Raw genomic sequence first — 24776 nt, 5'->3', positions numbered from 1 at the left:
GCAAATTATATGCAATTGGTAGTGCATCAGGTGTGACACGGGGACGGGGTTCTTGTCAACTTTTATCCCCCAAGAGGAAGTTCTCGAAAAGGCTTGACTTGCGGGCAGGTGGTTTTCCGGAGCGAACGGAGCACTTGGATGCGTTCCTTAGCGCGTGCGTTGCTTGCAGAAAAGCTAAAATAGCGCGTAGCTGCCAGGCTGCAGTCTGTTGATGCGGTCGATATGACGCCCTTCTTACTGAAATGTAGAATTGCAAAGTGAGCGGAGGATAACCACCTGCCCACTACCCCAAAGGCTTTTCGAGAACGGCAGACAGAAGGACCGTCCCCTTGCCTTGTCTACCGCCAAAGCGGTATGTGGAGCTGCTTTTCTAACTCTTGCAGTATTGGAGATAATTTCTTGACGTGCCAGGTGGGGTATGCTATAATACTTTCGTCCAATTGCACACTTACAAAGTAGAAGCCATCCGCTTCTCACCTTACGACGCTTGTATAGCAGTCCATAAGGTTCTTGATAGTTTAGATATTTAAGCGGGTGGATTTTGCCCGCTTTTTTATTTGGGTAAATTTTGATGGAGGTGAACCAGCTATTACAAAAGATTTCCGAATCAACGAGGAGATCAGGGCGAGGGAAGTCAGGGTTGTAGACAGCGAAGGGAACCAACTCGGCATAATGTCCGGCAGGGATGCCTTGCGACTCGCGGAGGAGAAGCAGCAGGATCTGGTTGAAATCGCCCCTGCCGCCAAACCCCCGGTTTGCAGGATTATGGATTTTGGGAAATATAAGTATGAACAAAGCAAGCGTGAGAAAGAGGCCAGGAAGAAACAAAAAATAATCAGCGTCAAGGAAATCAAGATGCGTCCCAATATTGAAGACCACGATTTTGAGGTCAAGGCCAAAAACGCGATCCGGTTTTTAAAGGATGGCGATAAAGTAAAGGCGACTGTTATCTTCCGTGGGCGCGAGATCGTCCATACCCAAATCGGACAGCAGCTGCTGAAAAGGCTGGCGGAAGATTTAAAAGAGCTGAGCAATGTTGAAAGAGTGCCTAAGTTAGAAGGGAAAAACATGATTATGATCCTGGCGCCGAAGCAAGAAAACTAGAAGGGAGATGCAGCAATGCCTAAAATTAAGACCCACCGCGGTGCTGCGAAGCGTTTTAAAAAGACAGCCACCGGGTTGCTAAAAGGTTCTCATTCTTTTCACAGCCATATTCTCGGTAAAAAGAGCTCCAAAAGGAAACGCGGCCTGCGCAAATCAACAATTATAAGCGCGGCCGATATGAACCGCCTGAAAAAGTTGATGCCTTAAATTCATAACGTTGTTAAACAGGAGGAATGTAATATGCCACGGGCTAAAAGCAGTGTGGTTTCACGTAATAGGCATAGAAAAATACTTAAGTTGGCCAAGGGCTACCGGGGCGCCAAAAGCAAGCTTTACCGCGTAGCCAACCAACAGGTGATGAAGTCGCTGGTTTACGCTTACCGCGACCGCAGGGTGAAAAAGCGCGACTTTCGCAAGTTGTGGATAGCCAGGATTAACGCCGCCGCCAGGATGAACGGCATTTCCTACAGCCGCCTTATGAACGGCCTGAAACTGGCCGGTGTCGATATCAACCGCAAGATGCTTTCTGATATGGCCACTAATGACGCCCATGCTTTCGGGCAATTGGTGGATATAGCCAAGGCTAAACTATAAGCGGGTAACGGGCATTGTAAGTTACCATGCTAAAGCTTTACCATAAACTGATTTTAACGTAAGGTTGCTGTCGTTTAGTCAGACAACCTTATCAGCAAGTCCCGGCATGGTATAATTACCATGCTTATTCTTTATCCGGGGTTGACAGGGGGACGGGGTTCTTGTCACCCTGTCAACAATCGCCCAACTGCGCGTTAGCGCCGCACTTGGGCATCTAATGCAACTTTTGTGCGAATAAATTCGCACCTCGTTTTTTTGAAGCGCTCTGTGTGTATTTTTAGAGATGAAGGAGAAGGTGGGTCGGGATGGCGCCGGGTAAAAACAATCCGCATGTCAAATACCTGCGACGGCTGGGAGGGCGGCGCTTCAGGGACCAGGAGGGCAAGTTTCTGGTTGAAGGCATTCGTTTTGTTGAGGAAGCCCTTCATTCCGCCTGGCCTGTGGAAATGCTGGTTTACTCCCAAAAAATTACGGAGGACGGGCGGGGCGAGAGACTCCTCAGCAATGCCTCCAACCGGAGGATAGCCCTGCTGGAGGTGGAGGAGCCACTGCTTAAGGAGTTGGCATTTACCGAGACACCCCAGGGAATCCTGGCGGTAGTCCGGCAGCGGAGCAACTCTCTGGAGGAACTGCCCGATACCGGTCAACCCGCCCTGCTGGCGCTTGTGGACGGGGTCCGTGACCCAGGCAACCTCGGCGCCATCATCAGGTCGGCGGATGCCGCGGGAGCAGACGGGGTCATTTTGCTGAAAGGCACTGCGGATATCTACAACCCCAAGACACTACGGGCAACGATGGGGTCGATTTTTCACCTGCCTGTGATACAGGGCTGCGCGGCAGAAGCGGTTATGGATTATCTCGAAGATCGAGGGATAAAAACTGTAGCCGGCGAACCCAGGGCGGCCAGAGCTGTCTACGAATGTGACCTGAGCGTGCCCTGCGCATTGGCTGTTGGGGGAGAAGCGGCTGGGGCTGGCGAGGCCGTTCTGGGCAGGGTGTCCGAGCTGGCTCGCATCCCGATGCCGGGCCGCGCCGAATCCCTGAATGTGGCAATTTCCGCCGCGATCCTTCTCTATGAAGCCGTAAGACAGCGACAAACGTAGTAAAATAGAGACTTTTCCACATTTTTAAGGAGCCGGACGGGGTTCGATTTTTCTGTAAACTTCCTTGTCATCAATTTTTGCTTATGGTATAATCAAACCCAAAAGGTCCCCAAAAAACTGAGGAAAGGTTGTGGTTAAATGCTTTTAACCGCCGAATTTTTTTGGAGGCTGTTTGAGGCAACCGGTTCGGTAAGGGCCTACATACTTTACAGGAGGTTAGCCGTTCACTAATTTTATAAAAATAGACGAATTGTGATGAAGGGGAAAAGTAGGTGGCCGGCGTTCTTCAGGGAAGGAGGGTCGAGGGACTGGAAGCCCTCCCAGAATTAGGTCCATTGAAGTTCACCCCGGAACTGCAGCTGAACGTTTTACCAGTAGGTGTCGCCGGAGCTTCTACCGTTATCGGAAGACAGTATCGGGCGCGTCAAGCCCCGTACGGTATTGAGGGTTTATGCTCAGCGGGTATAAACTAGAGGGTGGTACCGCGGAAAAGAAATAATCCGTCCCTGTAGAGGGGGCGGTTTTTTTATTGTTAGGCAAAATTTGTTATCTTTATAGGATTCGTAATACATTTATATAGCAGCCAGGAGGTTTGTCATTTGGAAGAAAAGTTAAAAAGGCTTCATGAAGAGGCGCACAAGGCTCTGGCAGAAGCGCGAACCATGGATGAGTTGAATGAAATCAGAGTCAGAATACTGGGCAAGAAGGGTGAATTGACCCAGATTCTGCGCGGCATGGGAGGGTTAAGCTCCGAGGAAAGGCCCCGTATCGGCCAGGTGGCCAACGAGGTCAGGGATGCCATCGAAGGCGAGCTGGCGGTAAGGACTGCCGGTTTAAAGGAACTGCTCAAGGAGCAAAAACTGCGAGAAGAGGGGATCGATATTACCCTTCCCGGCACACCGGTGCTGCGCGGCCGTAAACACCCTCTGACTATTGTACGGGAAGAAATCCAGGACATATTTTTGGGCCTGGGCTTCAGTATTGCCGAAGGGCCCGAGGTTGAGACCGACTACTACAACTTTGAGGCCCTTAACCTGCCCAAAGATCACCCGGCACGGGATATGCAGGATACCTTCTTTATCAGCCCCGAAACTCTCTTGAGGACCCACACCTCGCCTGTCCAGGTGCGGACGATGGAGAAGACCGCGCCGGAGCTGCCGGTTAAAATCATAGTCCCGGGGAAGGTCTACCGCCGTGATGATGACGCCACCCACTCTCCCATGTTCAACCAGGTAGAGGGACTGGCAGTTGATCGCAGGATTACTTTCAGCGATTTGAAGGGTACCCTGGACCTTTTTGCCAGGCTTATGTTCGGCATGAAAACCAGGACCCGCTTCCGGCCCAGTTTTTTCCCGTTTACCGAGCCGAGCGCCGAGGTGGACATCTCCTGCGTGATTTGCGGCGGCGATGGCTGCCGGGTATGCTCCCATACCGGATGGCTGGAAATCCTGGGATCGGGTATGGTGCATCCACGCGTGCTGGAAGTGTCCGGTTATAATTCGGAGGAGGTTACCGGGTTTGCTTTCGGTATGGGGGTCGAGCGCATCACCATGCTGAAGTACGGCATTGACGATATGCGGCTGCTGTTTGATAATGATTTGAGATTCTTGCAGCAGTTCTAATAGATTGTCATTAATGATAACATGGGAGGTTAATAGCACTGTGCGTGTATCCTATAAATGGCTCCAGGAATTTGTAGAAATTGATATTACCCCGCAGGAACTGGCGGACCGCCTGACACTGGCCGGGGTTACCGTGGAAGGCGTCACGGAACTTGGCGTCGGTATCAGCAATGTGATTACCGGACGTATCGAATCGATCAGCCCCCATCCCAATGCAGACAAGCTGGTTGTTACCAGTGTCGACACCGGTGGGGAGAAACGGCAGATAATTACCGCCGCCACCAACGTGCGGGAAGGGGACGTCATCCCGGTAGCGGTGGAAGGCGCCAGGCTGGCCAGCGGTTTGGTTATTAAAAAAGCTAAACTCAGGGGTGTTGAGTCCAGGGGGATGATGTGCTCCGGTCAGGAACTGGGGATCGACCCGAAGACAATGGTCGCCGAACAGGCCAACGGCATCATGATCCTGCCTCCGGGCACGCCCCTTGGACAAGACGCGAAAGAAATACTGGGGCTGGATGACCATATCCTGGAACTGGACCTCACCCCCAACCGGGGCGACTGCTTATCGATGATCGGTGTGGCAAGGGAGGTAGCCGCCCTGCTGGGACGTCCCTTGCGCCTACCGCAGTCTTCTTTTAAGGAACTGCCGGAAAGCATTGAAGGGCAGGCGCGGGTGGATATTGAAGATACGGATCTGTGCCGCCGCTTCTGTGCCCGGCTGGTTAAAAACGTCAAGGTGGGGCCCTCTCCCCTGTGGATGCAGCAGCGCTTGCGCAACGCCGGTATCCGGCCCATCAGCAACATCGTGGATGTAACCAACTACGTCATGCTGGAACTGGGCCAGCCCATGCACGCCTTTGACTACAATCTGTTGAAGGACGGGCACATTATTGTGCGCCGGGGCCGAGCCGGGGAGAAAATGTTATCCTTAGACGGCAACGAACGTGTTCTTACACCCGACATGCTGGCGATCACGGACCCGTCCGGTCCGGTGGGTATCGCCGGGGTGATGGGCGGGCTGGCCACCGAGGTCACCGCCAAAACGGTCTCCGTACTGCTGGAGTCGGCCTTCTTCAACCCCATCAGCATACGTAAAACCTCAAAGGCCCTGGGGCTGCGGTCGGAAGCTTCACAGCGTTTCGAGAAGGGCATTGATATAGGAGGCTCAGCCAGGGCCGCCAACCGGGCGGCGCAGCTGATTACGGAGATGGAGGCGGGCGATGTTGTATCCGGCATTATCGACGTTTGCCCGGAACCCCTGCAGGAGAAAATCATATCTCTTAGGCCGGGCAGAGCCACCTATATCCTTGGTGTGGAGGTGCCAAAGGAGGAAGCTGCCGGAATACTGACCGGTCTGCAGTTTAAGGTCAGGGAATCCGGCGCTGATCTGCTGGTTACGGTACCCACCCACCGTGTTGATGTGAACCTGGAAATCGATCTGATTGAGGAGATTGCCCGTATGCACGGGTACGACCGGGTGCCGGGAACCCTCCCCTATGGCCAGTCCATTCAGGGCAAGCAGACCAGGGAACAGTCCCTTACCGCCGGGATCCGCAACAGCCTGGCCGGCGACGGGTTATATGAGGTCATGACCTATAGTTTCACCCACCCGAGGGTTTTGGATCAAATGAATTTGCCTGCAGATAGTCCTTTTAGAGAAATGGTCAAACTGCAAAACCCCTTAAGCGAAGAGCATTCTGTTATGAGGACGATGATGCTGCCCGGTTTGCTTGAGACGCTGGCCAGGAACTTTAGCCGCCGGGTGCAAAACGGGGCCGTATTTGAAATCGGGCGTGTTTTTTACCCGCGGGAAGAAGGCTCCCTGCCGGAGGAGCGGCAGGTTTTGTCCGCCGCCGCCATGGGCCGGACCATGGCCGGGTGGAACGCGCCTGCGCGAGAACTCGATTTTTACCACCTAAAAGGCGTGTTGGAGAACCTCTTCGACTATTTGCGCACTGAGCCGGTCAATTTCCAGCCGGAGCTTGAAAACCCCAGTTTCCACCCGGGCAGATCCGCCTGGCTGGAGGCCGGCGGTACCAGGTTGGGCGTTGTTGGTGAGCTTCACCCCGATGTCCTGGAGCAATTTGGGCTGCCGGACCGGGTGGTAGCCTTTGAACTGGACCTGGAGCAACTGCTTAAGGTGTCCGGCCGGCCGTTCGTATACACTACCCTGCCCAGGTTCCCGGCGGTTGAACGGGATATAGCGGTTTTAATCAAGCAGGGGACGCCGGCCGCGCAGGTTGTGGAAGCGATTCGCAGAGCGGGGGGCGAGCTGTTGCGATCGGTCTTTCTGTTTGACGTATACCGGGGCGGGCAGGTGCCCCAAGGCTATCAGAGCATGGCCTTCTCCCTGCGGTTCTATGCCGAGGACCGTACCCTTACCGATACCGAGGTTGCGGAAAGAACCGCTGCGATAGCCAATTCTCTGGCCCAAGGGTTCGGGGCCGAACTGCGCGCCTGAGAAATTCGAATAAAGAATTCAAACTTTGGGGCCTGCCGTTACGCAGGCCCTAAAGAATAATTACCCAGCATTTAAGCGACATTGTAGCGGTCGAAATGTTTCCAGGGTAGAAATATTATGGTCTGGTGCAGGAGAAAAAGGAAATATGGCGAAACTAAACATAAATTTTAACCTGGAGGATTACTATGGCTGGTCAGGAGTCCCGGGTGGAAGTCGAGATATTCGGTGAGTATTACACCCTGAAAGGGGACAGTTCACCTGAAGAATTGCTCATGCTGGCTAATTACGTCAACCGCAAAATGAAGGCCCTGTCAGGACGCAATCCGCGGTTGAGCAGGATCCAGACGGCCGTTCTGGCTGCCCTCAACATCGCCGAGGAATTGAAAAGACTCCAGGAAGAACATGATAATCTGGTTAAAATTATTGAGCCTCCGGAAGAGCATAACAAGAAAAAAAACTCATGAAAGCTTTCATGAGTTTTTGGTTTGACGGCTATATATAAATTAAGAGACCGCAAAACTCATGGGCCTCCTGCATGAGTTTTTTAATACTGCTTGCTTTTTCTGGAGATAATTATCTTAAGCTAGAAATGAGGCAGTCCTATATGCAAAACGAAGAAATAGCCTGGATATTTCACGAGCTGGCCGACCTTTTGGAACTCAAAGGGGAGGAATATTTTAAAATAAGGGCCTATCGCAACGCCTCCAGGATCCTGGCCGGTCTGGACGAGCCGGTTAAAGATGCCTGGAAGGGCGGCAGGTTGAACAAAATTCCCGGCATCGGCAAGAACATTGCCGCCAAAATCAATGAGCTATTGACAACGGGCAACCTGAAAAAATACCAGGAACTGCTGGAGGAATTCCCTCCCGGCCTGCTTGAGATTATTACCCTGCCGGGCCTTGGGCCCAAAAAGGCCGGTATGCTCAGAGAAAAGCTGGGCATAACCAGCCTGGAGGAGCTAGCTGCAGCCGCGCGGGAGAAGCGGTTGCGGAACCTGCCCGGGCTGGGCGTCAGGACCGAAGACGAGATTCTGAGAAATATTGAACTGCGCCAAAGTCAGGCCGGCCGCGCACTCTTGGATCTGGCCAGAAATATTGCCGCGGAACTCACAGGCTATCTGGGACTGCTGCCCGGTGTTGCCAGAGTTGAGGCGGGCGGCAGTTTGCGGCGCTGGAAGGAAACAGTAGGGGATATCGACCTGGTAGTGGCGTCAGATGACCCCAATACCGTTATCGACAGCCTGGCCGGCCACTACAGGATTAGTCATATTTTGGAAAAAGGTTACGACGGGGCCAAGTTTCAAACCAAGTGTGGTATCGCCGTCGAACTGGAAATTGTGCCGGAAGAGGTCTTCACCCTGGCATTGTTCAGGAATACAGGCAGCCATGCCCATTTTGAAAAGCTGCAGGGTCTCTTTGAAAAAAGGGAAAACTCAGCGGCCGCCGCGCTGTTGGGCAGGACCCAGGGCAAGATGGGAGAGCAGGATATCTATGCCATGCTTGACCTTCAATACATACCGCCGGAACTCCGGGAAGACCGGGGGGAAGTTGAAGCGGCCCTGGAGAAGCGTTTGCCCGACCTGGTGAAACTTGAAGCGATCAAGGGGGACCTGCACGTTCACAGCACCTGGAGCGATGGTGTGGCGGATATCGAGCAACTGGCTGGCAGGGCCAAAGCCAAGGGTTACCAGTATATGGCGGTGACCGACCACTCCCGTTCCCTGCATATTGCCAGGGGTCTTTCCCTGGATAAGTTACACGAACAGCATGAGGTGATCCGGGAACTTAATAAGAAACAGGAGGATTTCCAGATACTCACCGGGATCGAGGTCGATATTCTGCCAAAGGGAGAGTTGGACTGCCCGGATGAGGTTTTAAAAGAAATTGACGTGGTGGTTGCCTCGGTACACAGCGCCTTTAAACAGGACTGGGAGACGATGACAGCCCGCCTGCTCTCCGCTCTGGAGAACCGGAATGTGGACATCATCGGCCACCCAACCGGGCGCCTGCTGAACCAGCGTGAGGGATATGCCCTGGATTTGGAAAGAGTATTGGAGGCCGCTGCCGGTTATGGTACTATATTAGAGATTAACGCATCCCCCAACCGGCTTGACTTAAGCGATGTCAATGCGCGCCGCGCCAAGGAAAAGGGCATTAAGCTGGCCATCAATACCGACGCTCACGACCTGAAGAGGCTGGACGAAATGCCCTATGGGGTGGCCGTGGGACGCCGGGCCTGGCTGGAAGAAGAAGACGTGGTAAATACCATGCCGGCCGAGAAACTGCTCAAATACTTACGGAGAAGATGAGATGTATGGGTTAAACAATGGCGGGCCGTGAACCTGACCGGTACTACTTGAGAGGCGGCATCCTGCCCCGTTCTTTTTATGCCGGGGATACGATTGACGTGGCCAGGAAACTCCTCGGGAACATCCTGGTCCATGAGACTCTGGATGGAGTAACCGCGGGAAAAATCGTTGAAACAGAAGCTTACATCCAGGGTGATCCCGCCTGTCACGCCTCCCGCGGCATGACTCCCCGCAACCGGGTGATGTTCGGCGCGCCCGGCCACGCTTACGTTTATTTTATTTACGGGCTGTACTACTGCTTTAACGCTGTAACCGCCCCGGCCGGGGTCGGAGAGGCGGTTTTAATACGCGCCCTGGAGCCCCTGCAGGGGATACAATTGATGCAAGCCAGGCGGAAGCGTGAACGGTTGAGGGATTTATGCAGCGGGCCGGCCAGATTGGTGCAGGCAATGGGAATTACCCGTGAGCACAACGGGGCCGATCTCACCTGCGGTCATCTATGTGTGTGCGGAGGGGCAGCCACGCCGGGTAAATTTGTAACCACAACCCGCATTGGAATTAAAGAGGGGGCGGAAATGCCCCTGAGATTTTACCTCGAGGGAAGCCCCTTTATATCCAGGAGGTAGAAGGATTAGATAAAAACGATTGAGTGCCCAGTTCCACACGCCGCTACCGCGGCGCCCGTATATAAGTGATGTGGGCGCCATTTCAATCGCACACGGCGCGCCAGCGCCGAACTTGGGCATCTAATGTAACTTTTGTCCGAATGAATTCGTACCTGCATTTTCAGAAAAGACGAAGGAGGATTATCAGTTTGAAGATCAAGGAGATTTACCAGCTGGCGGTTGAAAAGGGCATAGAGCAGGATCCACGTGCCAGGGAAACGGTAATGAAGTTGCTTGAAAAAGAAAGGAAGCTCTATGATGAGCTGAAGGAAGACGAAAAAAAGGAATTTGACCAGGATAAATTGTTTAACCCTTACGGTGATACCAGGCTCCTCTACGGGGACCCGGAGCGTGAGGTGACCAGGGTTCTTTCCGGGATCGATATGGAAACGGCGGAAGTGCTCCTGGCCGACAGGCTGAGTGCACGCGGGACCAAAATAGACCTGATTATCGCCCATCACCCGGAGGGCAAGGCCATGTCGGCGTTGTACCAGGTTATGTCCCTGCAGGAGGATGTGCTGGCCAAGTTCGGGGTGCCGATTAATGTCGCCGAGGGTATTATGGCCTCACGGATTAACGAGGTGAAGCTCGGCCTGATGCCGTTGAACCACAACCGCGCGGTGGACGCTGCAAGGCTTTTGGATATCCCCCTCATGTGCATCCACACGCCTGCGGACAACCATGTCAACACTCTTCTCCAGAATATGATGGATGAAAAGCAGCCGGAAACACTCGACGACGTGATCAAAATACTCAAGGAAATACCGGAGTATGCCGAGGCCGTCCAGTACAATGCCGGACCGGCCATCGTCCTGGGCAACAAGAAAAACAGGGCAGGTAAAATTATGGTGGACATGACCGGGGGCACCAGCGGCTCTGAGGACGCCTACGCCAAGCTGGCCACGGCTGGTGTCGGCACCCTGATCGTGATGCACATCGGTGAAAAACACCGTAAGGAAGCAGAGAAAAACCACATGAAAGTCATCATTGCCGGCCACATGGCCAGTGACTCACTTGGTCTGAACCTGGTGCTGGACCAACTGGTACGGCGTGGTGTCCAGGTGGTGCCCTGTGCCGGGTTATTGAGATACGAGCGGAAGGAGCAGCTATAGATGCAGCGGAAGCCCGAGCTGCTGGCCCCGGCCGGTACCTGGGAGTCCCTGGTAGCTGCCGTGGAAAACGGCGCTGATGCCGTTTATCTGGGCGGCACGATGTTTAACGCCAGGCAGTCCGCGGGAAATTTTGATCATGAGGAAATCGAGCGGGCTGTTTATTTTGCCCACGTGCGCGGAGTCAAGGTCTACGTTACCGTGAACATACTCCTGGATGAGCAGGAACTTCCTCAGGCTGTCCGGTTCCTGCATTTCCTCCAAAACTGCGGGGCAGACGCCGCCATTGTGCAGGACCTGGGCCTGGCAGGACTGGCCCAAAAGGTAATCCCGGAACTCACTCTCCATGCCAGCACCCAAATGACCATCCACAACCTGCCCGCGGCCCGTCTTTTAAAGGAGAATGGGATTGACCGGGTGGTGCTGGCCAGGGAGCTTTCCCTTCCTGAAATCAGTGAAATTGTCCGGCTGAGTGGTTTGGAAATCGAGGTTTTTGTACACGGCGCACTCTGTGTGTGCTATTCCGGCCAGTGCCTCATGTCCAGCCTGATTGGCGGCCGCAGCGGGAACAGGGGCCGCTGCGCCCAGCCCTGCCGGCTGAAATATGCCCTGGTCGACAGTGCGGGCCGGCTCCTGGCCGACCCGGCTCAGACCGGAGAATACCTTTTAAGTCCCCGTGACCTCAATATGAGCGGGCATTTGCCGGATCTGGTCAAAGCCGGCGTTGCTGCTTTAAAGATTGAGGGCCGGATGAAAAGACCGGAATATGTTGCGACGGTGGTGCGAATTTACCGGGGCCTGCTCGACCGGGCGGTATCCGGCGGCGAGTGTTCTGTCAGTCCGGAGGAAGCCAGGCAGTTGGCCCAGGTTTTTAACCGGGAATTTACCACCGGTTATTTTTACGGGCGTCCGGGGCGAGAGTTGATGAGCTGGAAGCGCCCCAACAACCGGGGCGTCCGCCTGGGTAGGGTTAAGGGCTTTAACCGTCACAGCCGTCTGGCGGAAGTGATGTTGGAAAGCCCGCTGCGGGTTGGTGACGGTATCGAAGTCTGGGTCAGCGATGGTGGAAGGGCGGTAGGAAAAGTCGGCCGCATCATGCTGGGCGGCAGGTCCGTTGAGCGCGCGCCCGGCAAAGCGGTAGTGCAGCTGGACATTAATGGCCGGGTTTTCCCGTGTGACCGGGTTTTCAAGACCCATGACGCCGATTTGATCGAGCGGGCCCGCGCCAGTTTTACTTCCCCTAAAGAAGTTAAGAAAATCCCGCTGGCGTTTACAGTTGCAGCCAGGGCTGGAGAACCGCTGCGGATACGGGTTCAAGACCCCGCGGGGTTTACCGGGGAGGCTGCTACGGTTTCCAAGGCAGCTGAGGCGGTGAACCGCCCGCTGACCTTGGCCTACCTGGAAAAGCAGCTGGACCGTCTGGGAAACACACCTTTTGGGTTGGGGTCTCTGGACTGCCGGTTGGACGGGCAGGTGATGGTTCCTGTTAGCGAGCTCAATGAAGCCCGGAGGGAGGCCCTGGCGCAGTTGGAGAGACGGCGGGCCGCGGGTTTAAAGGCTACGGTAGTGCCGGAAGATGTCTTCAACAGCCGCCTGTCGCAGGCGCTGGCACGGGATTTATCATCCGGCGGCGCTAACACAACCCGGACCGTGCTTTCCGTATCGGTCGGAGACCTGCCTTCGCTGCGCGCGGCGGTTAAGGCCGGGGCAGGGGAAGTGAACTTTGGTGGGGAGCAGTTCCGTTCCAAACCAACGCTTAGTATGGAGGATATTTATGCGGGTAGTGAGATTTGCCGGAAGTCGGGTGTCCGGTTTATCCTCGCCTCTCCCCGGATCATGCGTGAGCAAGAACTCGAAGACTTTTGCCGGTTGTTGGAAGGAGCTTCCGGGGAGTGTCTGGACGGTTTGCTTACCGGAAACCTGGGGTTAATACATAGAGCCGGGGAGATTACCGGAGTGCCGGTTTTCGCTGATTTTCCCCTGCATGTTTACAACCATGCCGCAGCCTTATTTTTGCAGGAAGCCGGTGTGGCCAGGCTGACCCTTTCCCCGGAGCTCACGCTGGAGCAGGTGAGGCGCCTGGTCCCGTTATTGCCGGTTCCTGCCGGGGCCGTTGTGCATGGTACGCTGCCTCTGATGGTGTCCGAGTACTGCGCTCCGGGCAGTCTCCTCGAAAACGGAAGCAGGGGGACGGTTCTTTTGCTTCCAAATGAAAAGGCTTGCGACGTATGCCGAAGCAATACTTTCGCTTTAAAGGATCGCAAGGGGGTAGTATTTCCCGTGGAGACGGACCGGCACTGCCGGATGCACATTTTCAACTCGCGTGACCTCTGCGTTATTGAGGACCTCGCCTCCCTCAGAAGCGCAGGTGTGTCCGTCTTGAGAATTGAGGCCGGACGGCAGGGTCCCGATTACGTACGGGATGTGGTGAAGTCATACCATACCGCGCTCGAGCTGCCTGCTCCACAACTAGAGGAAAGAACGGCCGGCTTAAAAGATATGATGCTCAAGTACAGCCCGGCAGGTTTTACCAAGGGCCATTACTACCGGGGAGTTAATTAAAAAAACCGGTGACAAACAACATTTGCACAAGTTAGTTTTTTGATCTGTGAGGAATGCAGTATACCTACGCCCTACGCCTTACGACCTACGACTATAACCGTAGGTGTAAATCCATTTGCACAAGAATCAAATAATGCAGCATGCATTGGGATTAGCAAAAAGGTTTTTATTCGGAGGGATATTCGTGGATAAAGAAAAAGCAAAATCATTGATCATGGAGTTTATCACAGAAATCCCCAATTTCTTAAAGCTGATGTATCGCCTGGTTAAAGATCCCCGTGTTTCAACAGCCGACAAGGCCATCCTGGGGGCTGCCATTGCCTACATCTTTTCCCCGATGGACCTGCTCCCCGATTTCATCCCGTTTTTTGGCCAGGTCGACGACGCTTACATCGTGGCCATTGCCCTGCAGAGGCTGTTAAACTCCGCAGGTGAGGACATTATCAAGGAACACTGGGAAGGCAGTGTGGGGGCCATTGCCTCCCTGCAAAGCATTATTGAATCGGCTCTGTTCTTTTTACCACAGAATGTGGTGGACAAGCTTACCAAAAAAATCATTTAAGGTATGCATATGGAAAGAAAGACTTTGCAAAGGCTGGAATATCCAAAGATACTGGAACAGCTGGCCTCCTTTACCGGTTCACCCTTAAGCCGTGAGCTGGTCATGGAACTGGAGCCGGTTGACGACCTGGCTTCAATCCTTGGCTGGCAGGCTGAGACCAGCGAGGGGCGGGAACTGCTGAGGCTTGACCCGACCGCGGAAATTGGCGGCTGGAAGGACATCAGGGTCCAACTGAAACGCGCCAGGAGCGGCGCCGTCCTCGAGCCGGGTGAATTGCTGGCGGTGGCGGATACGCTTTCGGCCGGCAGGGCTATAAAAGCTTTCCTGCAGGAAAAACAGGAGCGGTACCCCATCTTAAGCCGGCTGGCTGATTCCCTGGCCTCCCTGCCGGATCTGGAAAGAAAAATAAAAAAGGCTATCCTGCCCGGTGGTGAGGTGGCTGACGGAGCTTCCGCCGAACTTGCTCAGGTCAGACGGAAAATTATGAACCACCAGGTCCAGATCAAGGAACATCTGGAACACGTCATACGCTCCCCCAATTACCAGAAATACCTCCAGGATCCGATTGTAACGGTCAGGGAAGGGCGATACGTGGTACCGGTCAAAATTGAATACCGCACCCAGGTGCCCGGTATCGTGCATGACCAGTCCGCCAGCGGCGCCACCCTGTTTATCGAACCGATGGCGGTGGTGGATAAAAATAACGAGCTGCGCCGTCTGCTGCTGATGGAAAAGCAGGAAGTCGCACGAATACTTTCAGAGTTATCCGACGGCGTTTCCCGGCAGGCAGACAGTATATCCATATCCCTTGAAACCCTGGGCGAGTTCGATTTTATTTTGGCCAAGGCCAGATACAGCCAGAAACTTGACGCCTGGGCGCCTGTGCTGCAGGGCGAGGCCTACATGGATATCAGACAGGGCAGGCATCCCCTGCTGAAGGACGAGGCAGTGCCGGTTAACCTCCGCCTGGGCGAGGATTTCGACACCCTGGTCATAACCGGTCCCAATACCGGCGGCAAAACAGTTACGTTGAAGACCGCGGGCCTTTTGGTCCTGATGGCCCAGTCGGGTTTGCACATTCCCGCCGGGGACGGCTCAAGGCTGGGGATTTTCAGGCAGGTCTTTGTTGATATTGGTGATGAGCAGAGCATTGAGCAAAGCTTAAGCACTTTTTCTTCACACATGACCAACATCGTAGACATCGTCCGGCGGGCCGGGCGTGACAGCCTGGTTATCCTGGACGAATTGGGGGCGGGGACAGATCCGACCGAAGGCGCGGCGTTGGCCCAGTCAATCCTGGAGAAGCTCCACGCCTCAGGGGCCAGGACCATCGCCACCACTCATGCCAGTGAGCTAAAGAACTTTGCCTATACCCGCGAACGGGTTGAGAATGCCAGCGTGGAGTTTGACGCCGTAACCTTAAAGCCCACCTACCGCCTTTTAATCGGTAAGCCTGGCCGCAGCAACGCTTTTGAAATAGCGTCAAGGCTGGGGCTGCCGGACGAACTGGTGAAAAGGGCCAGGGAGTTCCTGACGGTAGAACAGGTCCGGATCGATGAATTGATGCGCAACCTGGAAAGGACGCAACAGGAGGCGGAGGCAGAGCGGGAAAAGGCGGTGCGGCTGTCGGAGGAAGCCAGGCTGCTGAAAGAGAAGTGCGAGAGGTCGGAAAACGAGCTCAAACAAAAGAAGGAGCAGATCCTGTCCAAAGCCGGGGAAGAAGCCAGGTTACTGGTCCGTGAGGCCAGACAGGAGGCCGAGGCCGCCATCAGGGAACTTAAAGATAAGATGGCCGCAGAGGCGGGCCACGTAAGAGAAAGCGCCATCCAGGAGGCCAGGGCCCGGCTTAAAAAAACCCAGGACCGGGTCAACCGGGTATCGCCTGAGAAAACAGCGGCAGGAGAGGCTCCGCGGCACTTAAGGCCGGGTGAGGAAGTATACCTGCCCAAATTCAACCAGAAGGGCTATGTGCTTAGCCCTCCCGGCCCTAATGGCGAGGTGCAGGTACAAGTGGGTATTATGAAGGTTAATGTACCGCTTAAAGATCTGCGCCGGGCGGAAAAGCCGGAAACTCCCAAAGGGCAAAGCAAAGTGGGTGGGGTGCTGCTGGACAAGGCCAGAGAGATATCATCCGAACTTGACTTGAGGGGCCTGTATGCGGACGAAGCCCTTTTATTGGTAGAAAAGTACCTTGATGACGCTTACCTGGCCGGCTTATCAAAAGTTTGCCTGATTCACGGCAAAGGTACCGGGTCGCTCAGGACGGCCATCCACAGGGAACTGAACGGACACCGCAGGGTAAAATCTCTACGCCTGGGGGAACAGGGCGAAGGGGGCTACGGGGTCACGGTGGTGGAACTGGCCTGATATTAACTATTGTTTCTGTGGGTTCTCATAAAGTTTGAAAATGATTTACCCCTATCAGATTTGAGAACCGATAAAAGCATAGCTTGAGATGTCTCTTTTGTCACCTCAAAAATACTATTAACGGTTTTGAGCAGTGGCATGCCCGGATGGGCGTGCAGTTTAGAGTTCGTTTAGGTTGACAAGATAGTTAAAGAGAGAAAGAAATTTATTAGTAAAAGTTTGAAAAGAGCCTTTTTCCTTGTGAATAAGGCTCTTTTTTTAACAATTGTTTGATATATATAACAGGTTCCAAAAGAGCGTAAGGTAAAATATTTGGGTTTTTCTCAGCATTTTGGACAAGATGTTTTTCAGCTTCAGCCTGAATCCATTTCTTCTTAGAGGATTTGGAAAAATAAAGGGAATTTGCAAAACCAACAAAATCAAAAACCTCAAAAAAACAGTTGAAGGGTCTCGATGGACCCTTCTTCCTTTTTAGCCAGTTGCGAATCCAGACAAGATTTTGTTAGAAATAGACACGATTTTACTAATTTTAGATAAGGATTATAGACATTTTTTCATAAGCTGGTAACCTTAAATAGCCAAAAAAGGGAGATGTGAAATGTAAAGGTAAATAATTTCTTTAAGGAGAGTTAGGTATGAGAAAAAAATTAACCATGATACTTGTGGTGGTATTTGCTCTTTTGGTTTGTTCTGCCGGTACTATGGCCGCTAGCGAAGGGCGGATAATCTATGTGAATTGCAACGCCACCGGTGACAACACCGGATCCTCCTGGGTTAACGCCTTCACCAGCCTGCAGGCAGCGTTGGAGGTTGCGCAGCCCGGTGACGAGATTTGGGTGGCTGCCGGGACATATAAACCGACCAGCGAATATGGCCTGGGTATTGGTGAGCGTGGCAAGCACTTCGAAATGAAGAACGGGGCGGGTATCTACGGTGGCTTTGCCGGGACGGAGAGCACGAGATCCGGGCGCGACTGGACTGCGCACTCGACCATCCTAAGCGGTGATATTGGTGTAGAGGGTAATGCCAGCGACAACTGTTATCACGTATTTTATCATCCGGCTGGTCTTGCCCTCAACCAAACCGCCGTACTGGATGGGTTCACTGTTACCGGAGGCGTTGCTAATAGCGGGTTAAATGAAAGTTCCCCCAATGTACACGGTGGCGGGATGTACAACTATAACAGCAGCCCAACACTGACCCACGTCACCTTCAACGGGAACAGTACCCATAGGCGTGGCGGCGGGATGTCCAACGATCATTACAGTAACCCAACGCTGACCAACGTCACCTTCAGTGGGAACAGTACTAGTGGCTCCGGCGACTACACTGTCTACGGCTTTGGCGGCGGGATGTACAATAATGATCACAGCAGCCCAACGCTGACCAACGTCACCTTCAGCGGGAACAGAGCCGGTGTCTACGGCGGCGGGATGTATAACAATGATTCCAGCAGCCCAACGCTGACCAACGTCACCTTCAGCGGGAACAACTCCAGTGGCTTCGGCGGTGGGATGACCAACCATTATTACAGCAGCCCAACGTTGACCAACGTGACCTTCAGCGGGAACAGTGCCAGTGGCTCCGGCGGCGGGATGTACAACTATGCCAGCAGTTCGAGGCTGACCAACTGCATCCTGTGGGGTAATAGCGGCATCCAAATCTACAATACAGATGACAGCAGCGCCACTGTCACTTACAGCGACATCCAGGGCGGTCATCCCGGGAACGGCAACATCGACGCCGACCCGCTGTTCGTGGGGCCCGGCAATTTAAGGCTGCAGGCCGGCTCGCCCTGCATTAACACAGGCAGCAACGATGCCGTCACTGTAACCACCGACCTGGACGGCAACCCGCGTATCGTGTATTTTAACGTAGACATGGGGGCATATGAGTTTGAAGAGCCTTTACCGCCCAGTTCGCCCGCCTGGCCGTTCGGCAGCAGCCTGACTGCTGGCAATGTAACCCAGAACGGGCTGACCTTGACCTGGACTGCCGCCACGGACGACGTGGGTGTAACAAGCTACAAAATCTATAAGAACAACAACATATTGGATACTGTTAACTTGGATACTGTTGACGGCACACCCACACCCTACAACGTAACCGGCCTCACTTCAGGAACCCGGTACGTCTTCAAGGTTGAAGCAGGTGATGCTGAGGGCAACTGGAGCGCCACCGGCCCCAGTGTTACCGTAACCACTGCAGCCAGCAAACAAATAATCTATGTGAATTGCAACACCACCGGCGACAACACTGGAGCCTCCTGGAGTAACGCTTTCACCACCTTACAGGCAGCGTTAGATGTTGCGCAGCCCGGTGACGAGATTTGGGTGGCTGCGGGTACATATAAGCCGACCAGCGACTATGGCCTGGGTATTGGTGAGCGTGGCAAGCACTTCGAAATGAAGAACGGGGTGGGTATCTACGGTGGCTTTGCTGGAACAGAGAGCACGAGATCCGGGCGCGACCGGACTGCGCACCCGACCATTCTAAGCGGTGATATTGGTGTAGAGGGTGATGCCAGCGACAACTGTCATCACGTATTTTATCATCCGGCTGGTTTAGCTCTGAACCAGACCGCCGTGCTGGATGGGTGCACTGTCACCGGAGGCAATGCTAATGGCGGGAACAGTGCCAGTTACACCGGCGGCGGGATGTACAACTTTTACAACAACAGCCCAATGCTGACCAACGTCACCTTTAGCGGGAACAGTGCCATTTACGGCGGCGGGATGTCAAACTATAACAGCAGCAGCCCGACGCTGATCAACGTCACCTTCAGCGGGAACTATGCCAGTAACCGTTCTGGCGGCGGGATGTGGAACGATAACAGCAGCCCAAAACTGACCAACGTCACCTTTAGCGGGAACAGTGCCGGTATCCACGGCGGCGGGATGTCCAACGATCATTACAGTAGCCCAACGCTGACCAACGTCACCTTCAGCGGTAACCACTCTGATTACGCCGGCGGCGGGATGGAGAACTTTGACAGCAGCCCGACGCTGACCAACGTCACCTTCAGCGGGAACAGTGCCAGGAACTCCGGCGGCGGGATGTACAACCATAACAGCAACCCGACGCTGACCAACTGTATCCTGTGGGGTAATAGCGGCGCCCAAATCTACGATGGCAGTTTCAGCAACCCCACTGTCACTTACAGCGACATCCAGGGCGGTTATCCCGGGAACGGCAACATCGACGCCGACCCGTTATTCGTGGGACCCGGCAATCTAAGGCTGCAGGCAGATTCGCCTTGTATCAATGCCGGCACCAATGTCCCCTTCGAAGCCGGCGGAGTAGCCCAGGGCGTAACTACTGATTTAAACGGCAGCCCGCGCATCACCGCAGACAGGGTGGACATGGGGGCGTATGAGGCAGGAATTACTGATCTTATCAGCAATGTGCTCAGCAAGTTTCAGAAATTGAGCGCTCAGCAGGTAAAAGACGCTCTGGCGATTGGCCAGAGGATCATCGAAAGCGACACAATACCGGATATCCTTAGCCCCGCTCAAAAAAGCCTGCTCAATAATTTGGGTCTGACCAATGCCCAGGTGAAAAGCGCTTATAACAGCGTAATAAGTCAACTGGACACTGAAGAAAAGATCAAAGATTTACAAAGTGGCGATTTAACGAAGTTGGCCAATTTTTTAAAAACGGTTGAAGGTAGTTTTGATCCAGGCTTGAGGAATACTCTTGAGGCAAAAGGTATTACTGTTTTTAAAGCAGTTAAGTTGACAATTGATATTGCTGCGTTGACCTTTGACCCCTTTAGTAATATACCTAAAGCAGATCTTGAGGCAATTCTCGAAGATGATTTGGGAATAGCTTCTGAGACCGCGGCCAGCTACGGCTTAAATTGGGCCAATATTGAAGCGTTAAGGGATTCCCTGCGTCCTCCTGAGAAGCGTAAGCTTAAAGAGATTCTCATTACCATTGGAAGCTTAAGCGATAGCGCCAACCTGAGCGGATTAACTTTAAGCGCAGGAACATTGGATCCAGTCTTTGCGCCACAAACCACCGAGTATACGGTTCTTGTGGGCAATGATGTTAGCGGGTTTACCGTCACCCCAACCACCGCTGACGCCAATGCTACGGTAGAGGTTGATAAAAAGACTGTACAAAGTGGGACTGCGTCCGAGACCATTTCTTTCAGCGGGAATGCCAGAAGGGTTAAAGTTACTGTTACGGTAACCGCACAAAGCGGCACGGAAAAAAAATACACCCTAATAGTACTCAAATCCAAGTAGAAGAGACACCTTATTACCTGAAGCTTTATTTATCGCCTTCTTCAGGTACGATGCAGATGAAGTCAAGCTCCTCGTTTGAGGTACTGCTGAACTGATGGAGTGAACCGGCGGGCACGTATGCAACCGAACCTTCTCCCAGGAGAGTCTCCTTACCGTCGACGAATAAAACCCCCTGCCCGCGCAGGATATAATTTATATGCGGCCAGGGATGGCTGTGGCGGGGCGACTTGCCGCCGTCTTTCAAAGAAAAAAGGCGCATAACCCAGCCTTCCCACCCCTCCTGTGGGCCGATCAAGGTCTTTTTGAAAGCATTTACCGCACCGGGGGCGTTAACTTTTATTTCTTCCAGGTTTTTGACGCTACCAACGAACACGTTAGATTCCTCCCAAGACTTTTTTCTATTAATTCAGGGTACAAAAAAAAATCCCTGCAGGGGATTTAAATTTGTTTGTTATTAGGAAAAATAAAACCGGGACATGCCCGGTTTTGTTGCTTAGGTTATTCTGTAAGTCCAGTTGTTTCCATTGTTATTGTCCCAGTTGTTGCCCGAATCCCGGAAACAAAAGGAAACGGTATGGTCTTCCATGTTGAAGCTCTTTTTCCAACCTTCCGGTGTACGCTGCATGCGGTAGTCTTCCGTGATGCTCCAGTGCTTGGGGTCGCCAAAACCCGCATGGAGAAATACCTGGGTTGCTCCTGCCTTATTTAGCAGGCCGGTATAATAAACCGTAATGTCACTGGCTTGAGGGTTAAGGGCCTTTACCTGCACACCGCGTTGCTGGTCGGACCATCCCTGATTGTACACTTGTGTCACCTCCTGAATTTTATAAATTTTCGCAGTTTGTCATGGGAAAGCCTGTATTGCCGGTACTCGGATAATGGTTTCGATAATACTGGATAACCTAATGTACCAACCTGCATTCTGACCCTACAAATAAATATTCTTCAAAAATGGCCTTTTTTACCAGAGTCCAATTATTTACATTTCCCTAAATAAACCACCATATAAATAGAGCCCTTTAATTGACATTTTGCTATTCTCCTTTATTAAGAACGTGCTCTACAACTACTGAACCAGTAAAGAAATCCAAACAATAATAATATTGCTTATCCTCCTGTTCAGCTATTACAAACCAGACAATCTCGTCCTTATAATAAGGAGCAATATATAGCTTTTTTATGCTTGCTTCATTTATACTTTTTTCTTGAAGTATAGATATTACCGTTTCTTGAGATAATCCTAAATTTTTTAATGCGGTCCCGTATATTGAAATATCCCCAGTATACCTATCTTTGTTTAGCCAGATTATCTTTTCTTGTTTATCTTCGTCAATACCTGAAACCATTGTGACAGAATCACCAAATTCATTAAAGCGGATATAAGTGTATTGAACATCTTTTACTTCATTTAGAATTCCTTGTTTTAGAATATAGTTTTTGGCTTCCTCCGAGCTAGGGCCAGAGTTAGGGCCAACCGTAACATCATACCATTTGTAATATTTATCAGCATTAACCTCGCTATCACCGATAGCTGGTTGAAGTTCTGCAAAATTCCCATTATCTACTATGTTCACTGTTCTATTTTTTTCATCCCAGGTAAGATTTGTTCCCAGAGCTGTGGTTATAAAGCGAAGAGATACCATGGTATGACCGTTTATAACGATTGGAGCTTGCTCCATAACAAAGAGTTTCCTATCGTAAAGAACCCTGTTTGACTCAAGTGATAAGATCAATTTCTCGTCGTCTTTCTCAATGAACACCTGATTAAGAGATTGGTTCCATTTTACGGTTGCATCAAGAGACTCGGCTATTTCCCGTAAAGGCAATAATATTGCATTATTAATAATTATGGGCTCTTCATCAAAAAGGATTTGTTTTTTGTTTATGAATACCTTAACATTTGCAGGAACGAAAGTTTGCTCCTGGGGACCGGCTAATACAGTAGAAGGAACTAATAATATTACTATGACCATAAGTATTTTCATAAAAATATCATTCCTTTCGCTGTACCCTGCTGTACATGGCACAGCATAAGATACAAATGTTAATGAAAAATCATCCATAGAGAGCAATTTCGGTTATTTTATTCAATCAAGCAGTGTTTGGACATGGTTGCCATTTTGCGGGACAATGTGACCAATAAGCTGATTATGGAAACATTTCCATCACTCCTTGTGAAACCATTGGATTATATGAAGTTTGTTACCCTTGAGCCGCCATACTTTCCTAACCGTACCCCTGGCTTTTGTGGTGAGGGGATTGTTCCGCAGCTTTACATTTATACCAACTGACCGGGTGAGTACTTATTACGAGGTTAAGTAAGGTGGTTCCCAAAGAGTAACCAGGTCCTGTACCCGGCTTAATTTCTTTTTGGAGTGGAGATGATCATTTCTCTATGGACAGGCCCTTTCCCCGCAATCCAGATATTTTAAGTAATTCTGGCCTTTGTTTATTATACTCTTTTGGCATCAAGAAACAAACTTTCTCCAATTTTTTTAAAAAATCTGATTGACATTCTACCGCTAAACTAGTTTGGGAGTCTAAATATATTTGATTCTATGATAATGAATGGCAACAAGCTTATTGGAGTATATATACTCCAATAAGCTTGTTTTGAAATATTGGAAAACAGGAGATGCTTAATAATTACCATCTGGGGAAAACTGATCAAAAAATATTCCTTCGTAATTACGATCCCAAGCTATATAGACAGTACCTGGTGTGATTGGCGAATTGTCATGCACTTGCATATACCGGTGACCAGTGGTCTGGCCGTTATAGCTAAACGTTTTGTAACCCATACCTGTTACACTATGATCACCGTAATATGTTTGGTCCTCAAAAGAAATTACAATTGGAAAACCATCATTTATAGCCCATCTATAATCAAGCCAGGTTTCGTCTAAATATCTTGCAGAAGCTTCAGAAAGCCCCCTGTTTCTAGCGAAATCTTGCATTCCGGGCGAGATATTATTGACAGGGGTAGGACTGGTTCCTTTTTCGCTATTGTAATAGGTACCCATCTCCTCACGTAATTGAAACAGTAATTCTTCATTACTCAAATCTTCAGTTAATTCGGGGTATCCAAAACGAGCCCAATATATCATTACATTTGCTGCGGATGTAGGAGAACAACCTGATGGTCCTGTCCATAGTGAACTATTTATCTGGTTTAAATCAGGAACCGATGATATAATTTCCATGTCCCTTTCTCCAGTTTCAAAACTGAGATCATCAGTCACCCCATCATTTGAACTACCAATATCTCCCACAACTAAATCTATGTTTTCCCTAAGGTTACGAGCATCTTGATTTACTTTTAGACTATGTTTTTGTTTAGGCTTATTCTGATCTTTAGTAATATTAATAGTTTCTAAAGTACTATAAATTTTTGCTGAGCCGTCAGAGAAGTTTTGTTTTAGCCCAAATTTACCTGGACCCAAAAGCACAACCTTTTCAGATAACGGATCTTTATATACATTCTCTGATACGGAATCTTTATTTTTATTTACATACTTGGCTAACTGAGATGAAGTTATATCTGACTCTCCATAAGAAAAGCTGAGAATAGGCCATTCGTCCCTCAGGGCGCTAGTTTCAATAAATCCTGCAGGCTCTCCATCAATTGTTAAATTAAATAAATAACTACAAAGAGTTTCTGTAGCGTCGTATACTTCTATAGGATCCTGTATTTTTACAGTTTTATTGTGCCATGGAGATTGGTCATCCGTTTTCATGTCCATAACAATTTGAAACACAGCCATCTTCTTGGCTTCTGTTACAGAAACAGTATCGTTAGATGAGTTGCTTGCTAAAGATAGGCTTGGAAATATTGTTGATGCAAAAAGACATACTGCTAGTAATAATACTTTCATTATTCTAAGCATTTAATAATCCTCCTTGTATGATATGACCAACGGTACAATTTCCAGTTGGTCATATTTAGTTTGCCCGGCATGTCTGCCGCACCGATGGGTTGAAAGAAACCCTGTCACCTAACCAGCGGGAAGACAACCCGTAGGCAAGGGCGTCACTGGTAACGGTGGGGTCTGGAGGAAGCCGAAGGGGG

20 protein-coding genes and 1 other annotated feature are annotated in these 24776 nt (G+C 51.3%); of the genes, 16 read left to right on the top strand and 4 right to left on the bottom strand.

Features of this window, described 5'->3' with window-relative positions; genetic code table 11:
- Window positions 1-447: 447 nt before the first annotated feature.
- Window positions 448-563: a sequence feature (ribosomal protein L20 leader region), on the top strand.
- Between the two features lie 25 nt (window positions 564-588).
- The 16 genes from infC (at window position 589) to Psfp_RS14855 (ending at window position 20707) form a co-directional block, all read left to right on the top strand.
- The gene (gene infC, locus Psfp_RS14925; protein WP_134219351.1) at window positions 589-1104 is read left to right on the top strand and encodes a translation initiation factor IF-3; all 516 of its coding nucleotides are present in this window, start codon (window positions 589-591) and stop codon (window positions 1102-1104) included.
- A gap of 15 nt (window positions 1105-1119) precedes the next feature.
- A complete protein-coding gene (gene rpmI, locus Psfp_RS14920; RefSeq protein WP_134219341.1) occupies window positions 1120-1311 on the top strand; it encodes a 50S ribosomal protein L35 in 192 nt (63 codons plus the stop codon).
- A 33-nt stretch (window positions 1312-1344) separates the two neighbouring features.
- Entirely contained in the window at window positions 1345-1698 is a 354-nt protein-coding gene (gene rplT / locus Psfp_RS14915) for a 50S ribosomal protein L20 (RefSeq protein ID WP_134219340.1), read from the top strand.
- 305 nt (window positions 1699-2003) lie between these two features.
- The gene (locus tag Psfp_RS14910) at window positions 2004-2801 is read left to right on the top strand and encodes an RNA methyltransferase (protein ID WP_134219339.1); all 798 of its coding nucleotides are present in this window, start codon (window positions 2004-2006) and stop codon (window positions 2799-2801) included.
- A 138-nt stretch (window positions 2802-2939) separates the two neighbouring features.
- Complete coding sequence (locus Psfp_RS22665) at window positions 2940-3032, top strand: YqzL family protein (protein ID WP_345789085.1); 93 nt, start codon at window positions 2940-2942, stop codon at window positions 3030-3032.
- A 41-nt stretch (window positions 3033-3073) separates the two neighbouring features.
- Entirely contained in the window at window positions 3074-3274 is a 201-nt protein-coding gene (locus Psfp_RS14905) for a hypothetical protein (RefSeq protein WP_134219338.1), read from the top strand.
- A gap of 126 nt (window positions 3275-3400) precedes the next feature.
- Complete coding sequence (gene pheS, locus Psfp_RS14900; protein WP_134219337.1) at window positions 3401-4423, top strand: phenylalanine--tRNA ligase subunit alpha; 1023 nt, start codon at window positions 3401-3403, stop codon at window positions 4421-4423.
- 40 nt (window positions 4424-4463) lie between these two features.
- Window positions 4464-6884 (top strand): phenylalanine--tRNA ligase subunit beta, encoded by a 2421-nt coding sequence (pheT, locus tag Psfp_RS14895; RefSeq protein WP_134219336.1) that lies wholly within the window; start codon window positions 4464-4466, stop codon window positions 6882-6884.
- 185 nt (window positions 6885-7069) lie between these two features.
- Window positions 7070-7348 (top strand): cell division protein ZapA, encoded by a 279-nt coding sequence (locus Psfp_RS14890; RefSeq protein WP_134219335.1) that lies wholly within the window; start codon window positions 7070-7072, stop codon window positions 7346-7348.
- Window positions 7349-7488: 140 nt separating this feature from the next.
- Complete coding sequence (gene polX / locus Psfp_RS14885) at window positions 7489-9192, top strand: DNA polymerase/3'-5' exonuclease PolX (RefSeq protein WP_134219334.1); 1704 nt, start codon at window positions 7489-7491, stop codon at window positions 9190-9192.
- Window positions 9193-9209: 17 nt separating this feature from the next.
- Window positions 9210-9818 (top strand): DNA-3-methyladenine glycosylase, encoded by a 609-nt coding sequence (locus Psfp_RS14880; protein WP_134219333.1) that lies wholly within the window; start codon window positions 9210-9212, stop codon window positions 9816-9818.
- A 188-nt stretch (window positions 9819-10006) separates the two neighbouring features.
- A complete protein-coding gene (locus tag Psfp_RS14875) occupies window positions 10007-10969 on the top strand; it encodes an NGG1p interacting factor NIF3 (RefSeq protein WP_134219332.1) in 963 nt (320 codons plus the stop codon).
- The gene (locus Psfp_RS14870) at window positions 10970-13528 is read left to right on the top strand and encodes a DUF3656 domain-containing protein (protein ID WP_134219331.1); all 2559 of its coding nucleotides are present in this window, start codon (window positions 10970-10972) and stop codon (window positions 13526-13528) included.
- 184 nt (window positions 13529-13712) lie between these two features.
- Window positions 13713-14090: a YkvA family protein gene (locus Psfp_RS14865; protein WP_192895451.1), complete on the top strand. Its 378-nt coding sequence runs from the start codon at window positions 13713-13715 to the stop codon at window positions 14088-14090.
- A gap of 9 nt (window positions 14091-14099) precedes the next feature.
- Entirely contained in the window at window positions 14100-16457 is a 2358-nt protein-coding gene (locus Psfp_RS14860) for an endonuclease MutS2 (RefSeq protein ID WP_134219329.1), read from the top strand.
- A gap of 635 nt (window positions 16458-17092) precedes the next feature.
- Window positions 17093-20707, top strand: a complete 3615-nt coding sequence (locus Psfp_RS14855; protein WP_134219328.1) for a choice-of-anchor Q domain-containing protein — start codon at window positions 17093-17095, stop codon at window positions 20705-20707.
- Between the two features lie 25 nt (window positions 20708-20732).
- Here the strand turns inward: Psfp_RS14855 and Psfp_RS14850 are convergent, their stop codons facing one another.
- From Psfp_RS14850 to Psfp_RS14830, 4 genes are all read right to left on the bottom strand, one after another.
- The gene (locus Psfp_RS14850) at window positions 20733-21080 is read right to left on the bottom strand and encodes a cupin domain-containing protein (RefSeq protein ID WP_190258614.1); all 348 of its coding nucleotides are present in this window, start codon (window positions 21078-21080) and stop codon (window positions 20733-20735) included.
- A gap of 120 nt (window positions 21081-21200) precedes the next feature.
- Window positions 21201-21512: a carbohydrate-binding protein gene (locus Psfp_RS14845; RefSeq protein ID WP_134219327.1), complete on the bottom strand. Its 312-nt coding sequence runs from the start codon at window positions 21510-21512 to the stop codon at window positions 21201-21203.
- A 229-nt stretch (window positions 21513-21741) separates the two neighbouring features.
- Window positions 21742-22770 (bottom strand): copper amine oxidase N-terminal domain-containing protein, encoded by a 1029-nt coding sequence (locus Psfp_RS14835; protein ID WP_243120688.1) that lies wholly within the window; start codon window positions 22768-22770, stop codon window positions 21742-21744.
- 576 nt (window positions 22771-23346) lie between these two features.
- On the bottom strand, window positions 23347-24594 hold the full coding sequence (locus tag Psfp_RS14830) for a C39 family peptidase (RefSeq protein ID WP_134219325.1): 1248 nt from the start codon (window positions 24592-24594) through the stop codon (window positions 23347-23349).
- Window positions 24595-24776 lie beyond the last annotated feature (182 nt).

The sequence above is a fragment of the Pelotomaculum sp. FP genome, from assembly GCF_004369245.1.
GTDB classification, from domain to species: domain Bacteria; phylum Bacillota; class Desulfotomaculia; order Desulfotomaculales; family Pelotomaculaceae; genus Pelotomaculum_C; species Pelotomaculum_C schinkii.
The sequence above is the reverse complement of the archived record's forward strand: the minus strand, read 5'-3'. Positions and strand labels throughout refer to the sequence as shown.

Coding starts and splice junctions, on each gene's coding strand:
- rpmI (WP_134219341.1), top strand. CDS start 1,120: ATGCCTAAAATTAAGACCCACCGCGGTGCTGCGAAGCGTTTTAAAAAG.
- rplT (WP_134219340.1), top strand. CDS start 1,345: ATGCCACGGGCTAAAAGCAGTGTGGTTTCACGTAATAGGCATAGAAAA.
- Psfp_RS14910 (WP_134219339.1), top strand. CDS start 2,004: ATGGCGCCGGGTAAAAACAATCCGCATGTCAAATACCTGCGACGGCTG.
- Psfp_RS22665 (WP_345789085.1), top strand. CDS start 2,940: ATGCTTTTAACCGCCGAATTTTTTTGGAGGCTGTTTGAGGCAACCGGT.
- Psfp_RS14890 (WP_134219335.1), top strand. CDS start 7,070: ATGGCTGGTCAGGAGTCCCGGGTGGAAGTCGAGATATTCGGTGAGTAT.
- polX (WP_134219334.1), top strand. CDS start 7,489: ATGCAAAACGAAGAAATAGCCTGGATATTTCACGAGCTGGCCGACCTT.
- Psfp_RS14880 (WP_134219333.1), top strand. CDS start 9,210: ATGGCGGGCCGTGAACCTGACCGGTACTACTTGAGAGGCGGCATCCTG.
- Psfp_RS14870 (WP_134219331.1), top strand. CDS start 10,970: ATGCAGCGGAAGCCCGAGCTGCTGGCCCCGGCCGGTACCTGGGAGTCC.
- Psfp_RS14860 (WP_134219329.1), top strand. CDS start 14,100: ATGGAAAGAAAGACTTTGCAAAGGCTGGAATATCCAAAGATACTGGAA.
- Psfp_RS14855 (WP_134219328.1), top strand. CDS start 17,093: ATGAGAAAAAAATTAACCATGATACTTGTGGTGGTATTTGCTCTTTTG.
- Psfp_RS14835 (WP_243120688.1), bottom strand. CDS start 22,770: ATGGATGATTTTTCATTAACATTTGTATCTTATGCTGTGCCATGTACA.
- Psfp_RS14830 (WP_134219325.1), bottom strand. CDS start 24,594: ATGCTTAGAATAATGAAAGTATTATTACTAGCAGTATGTCTTTTTGCA.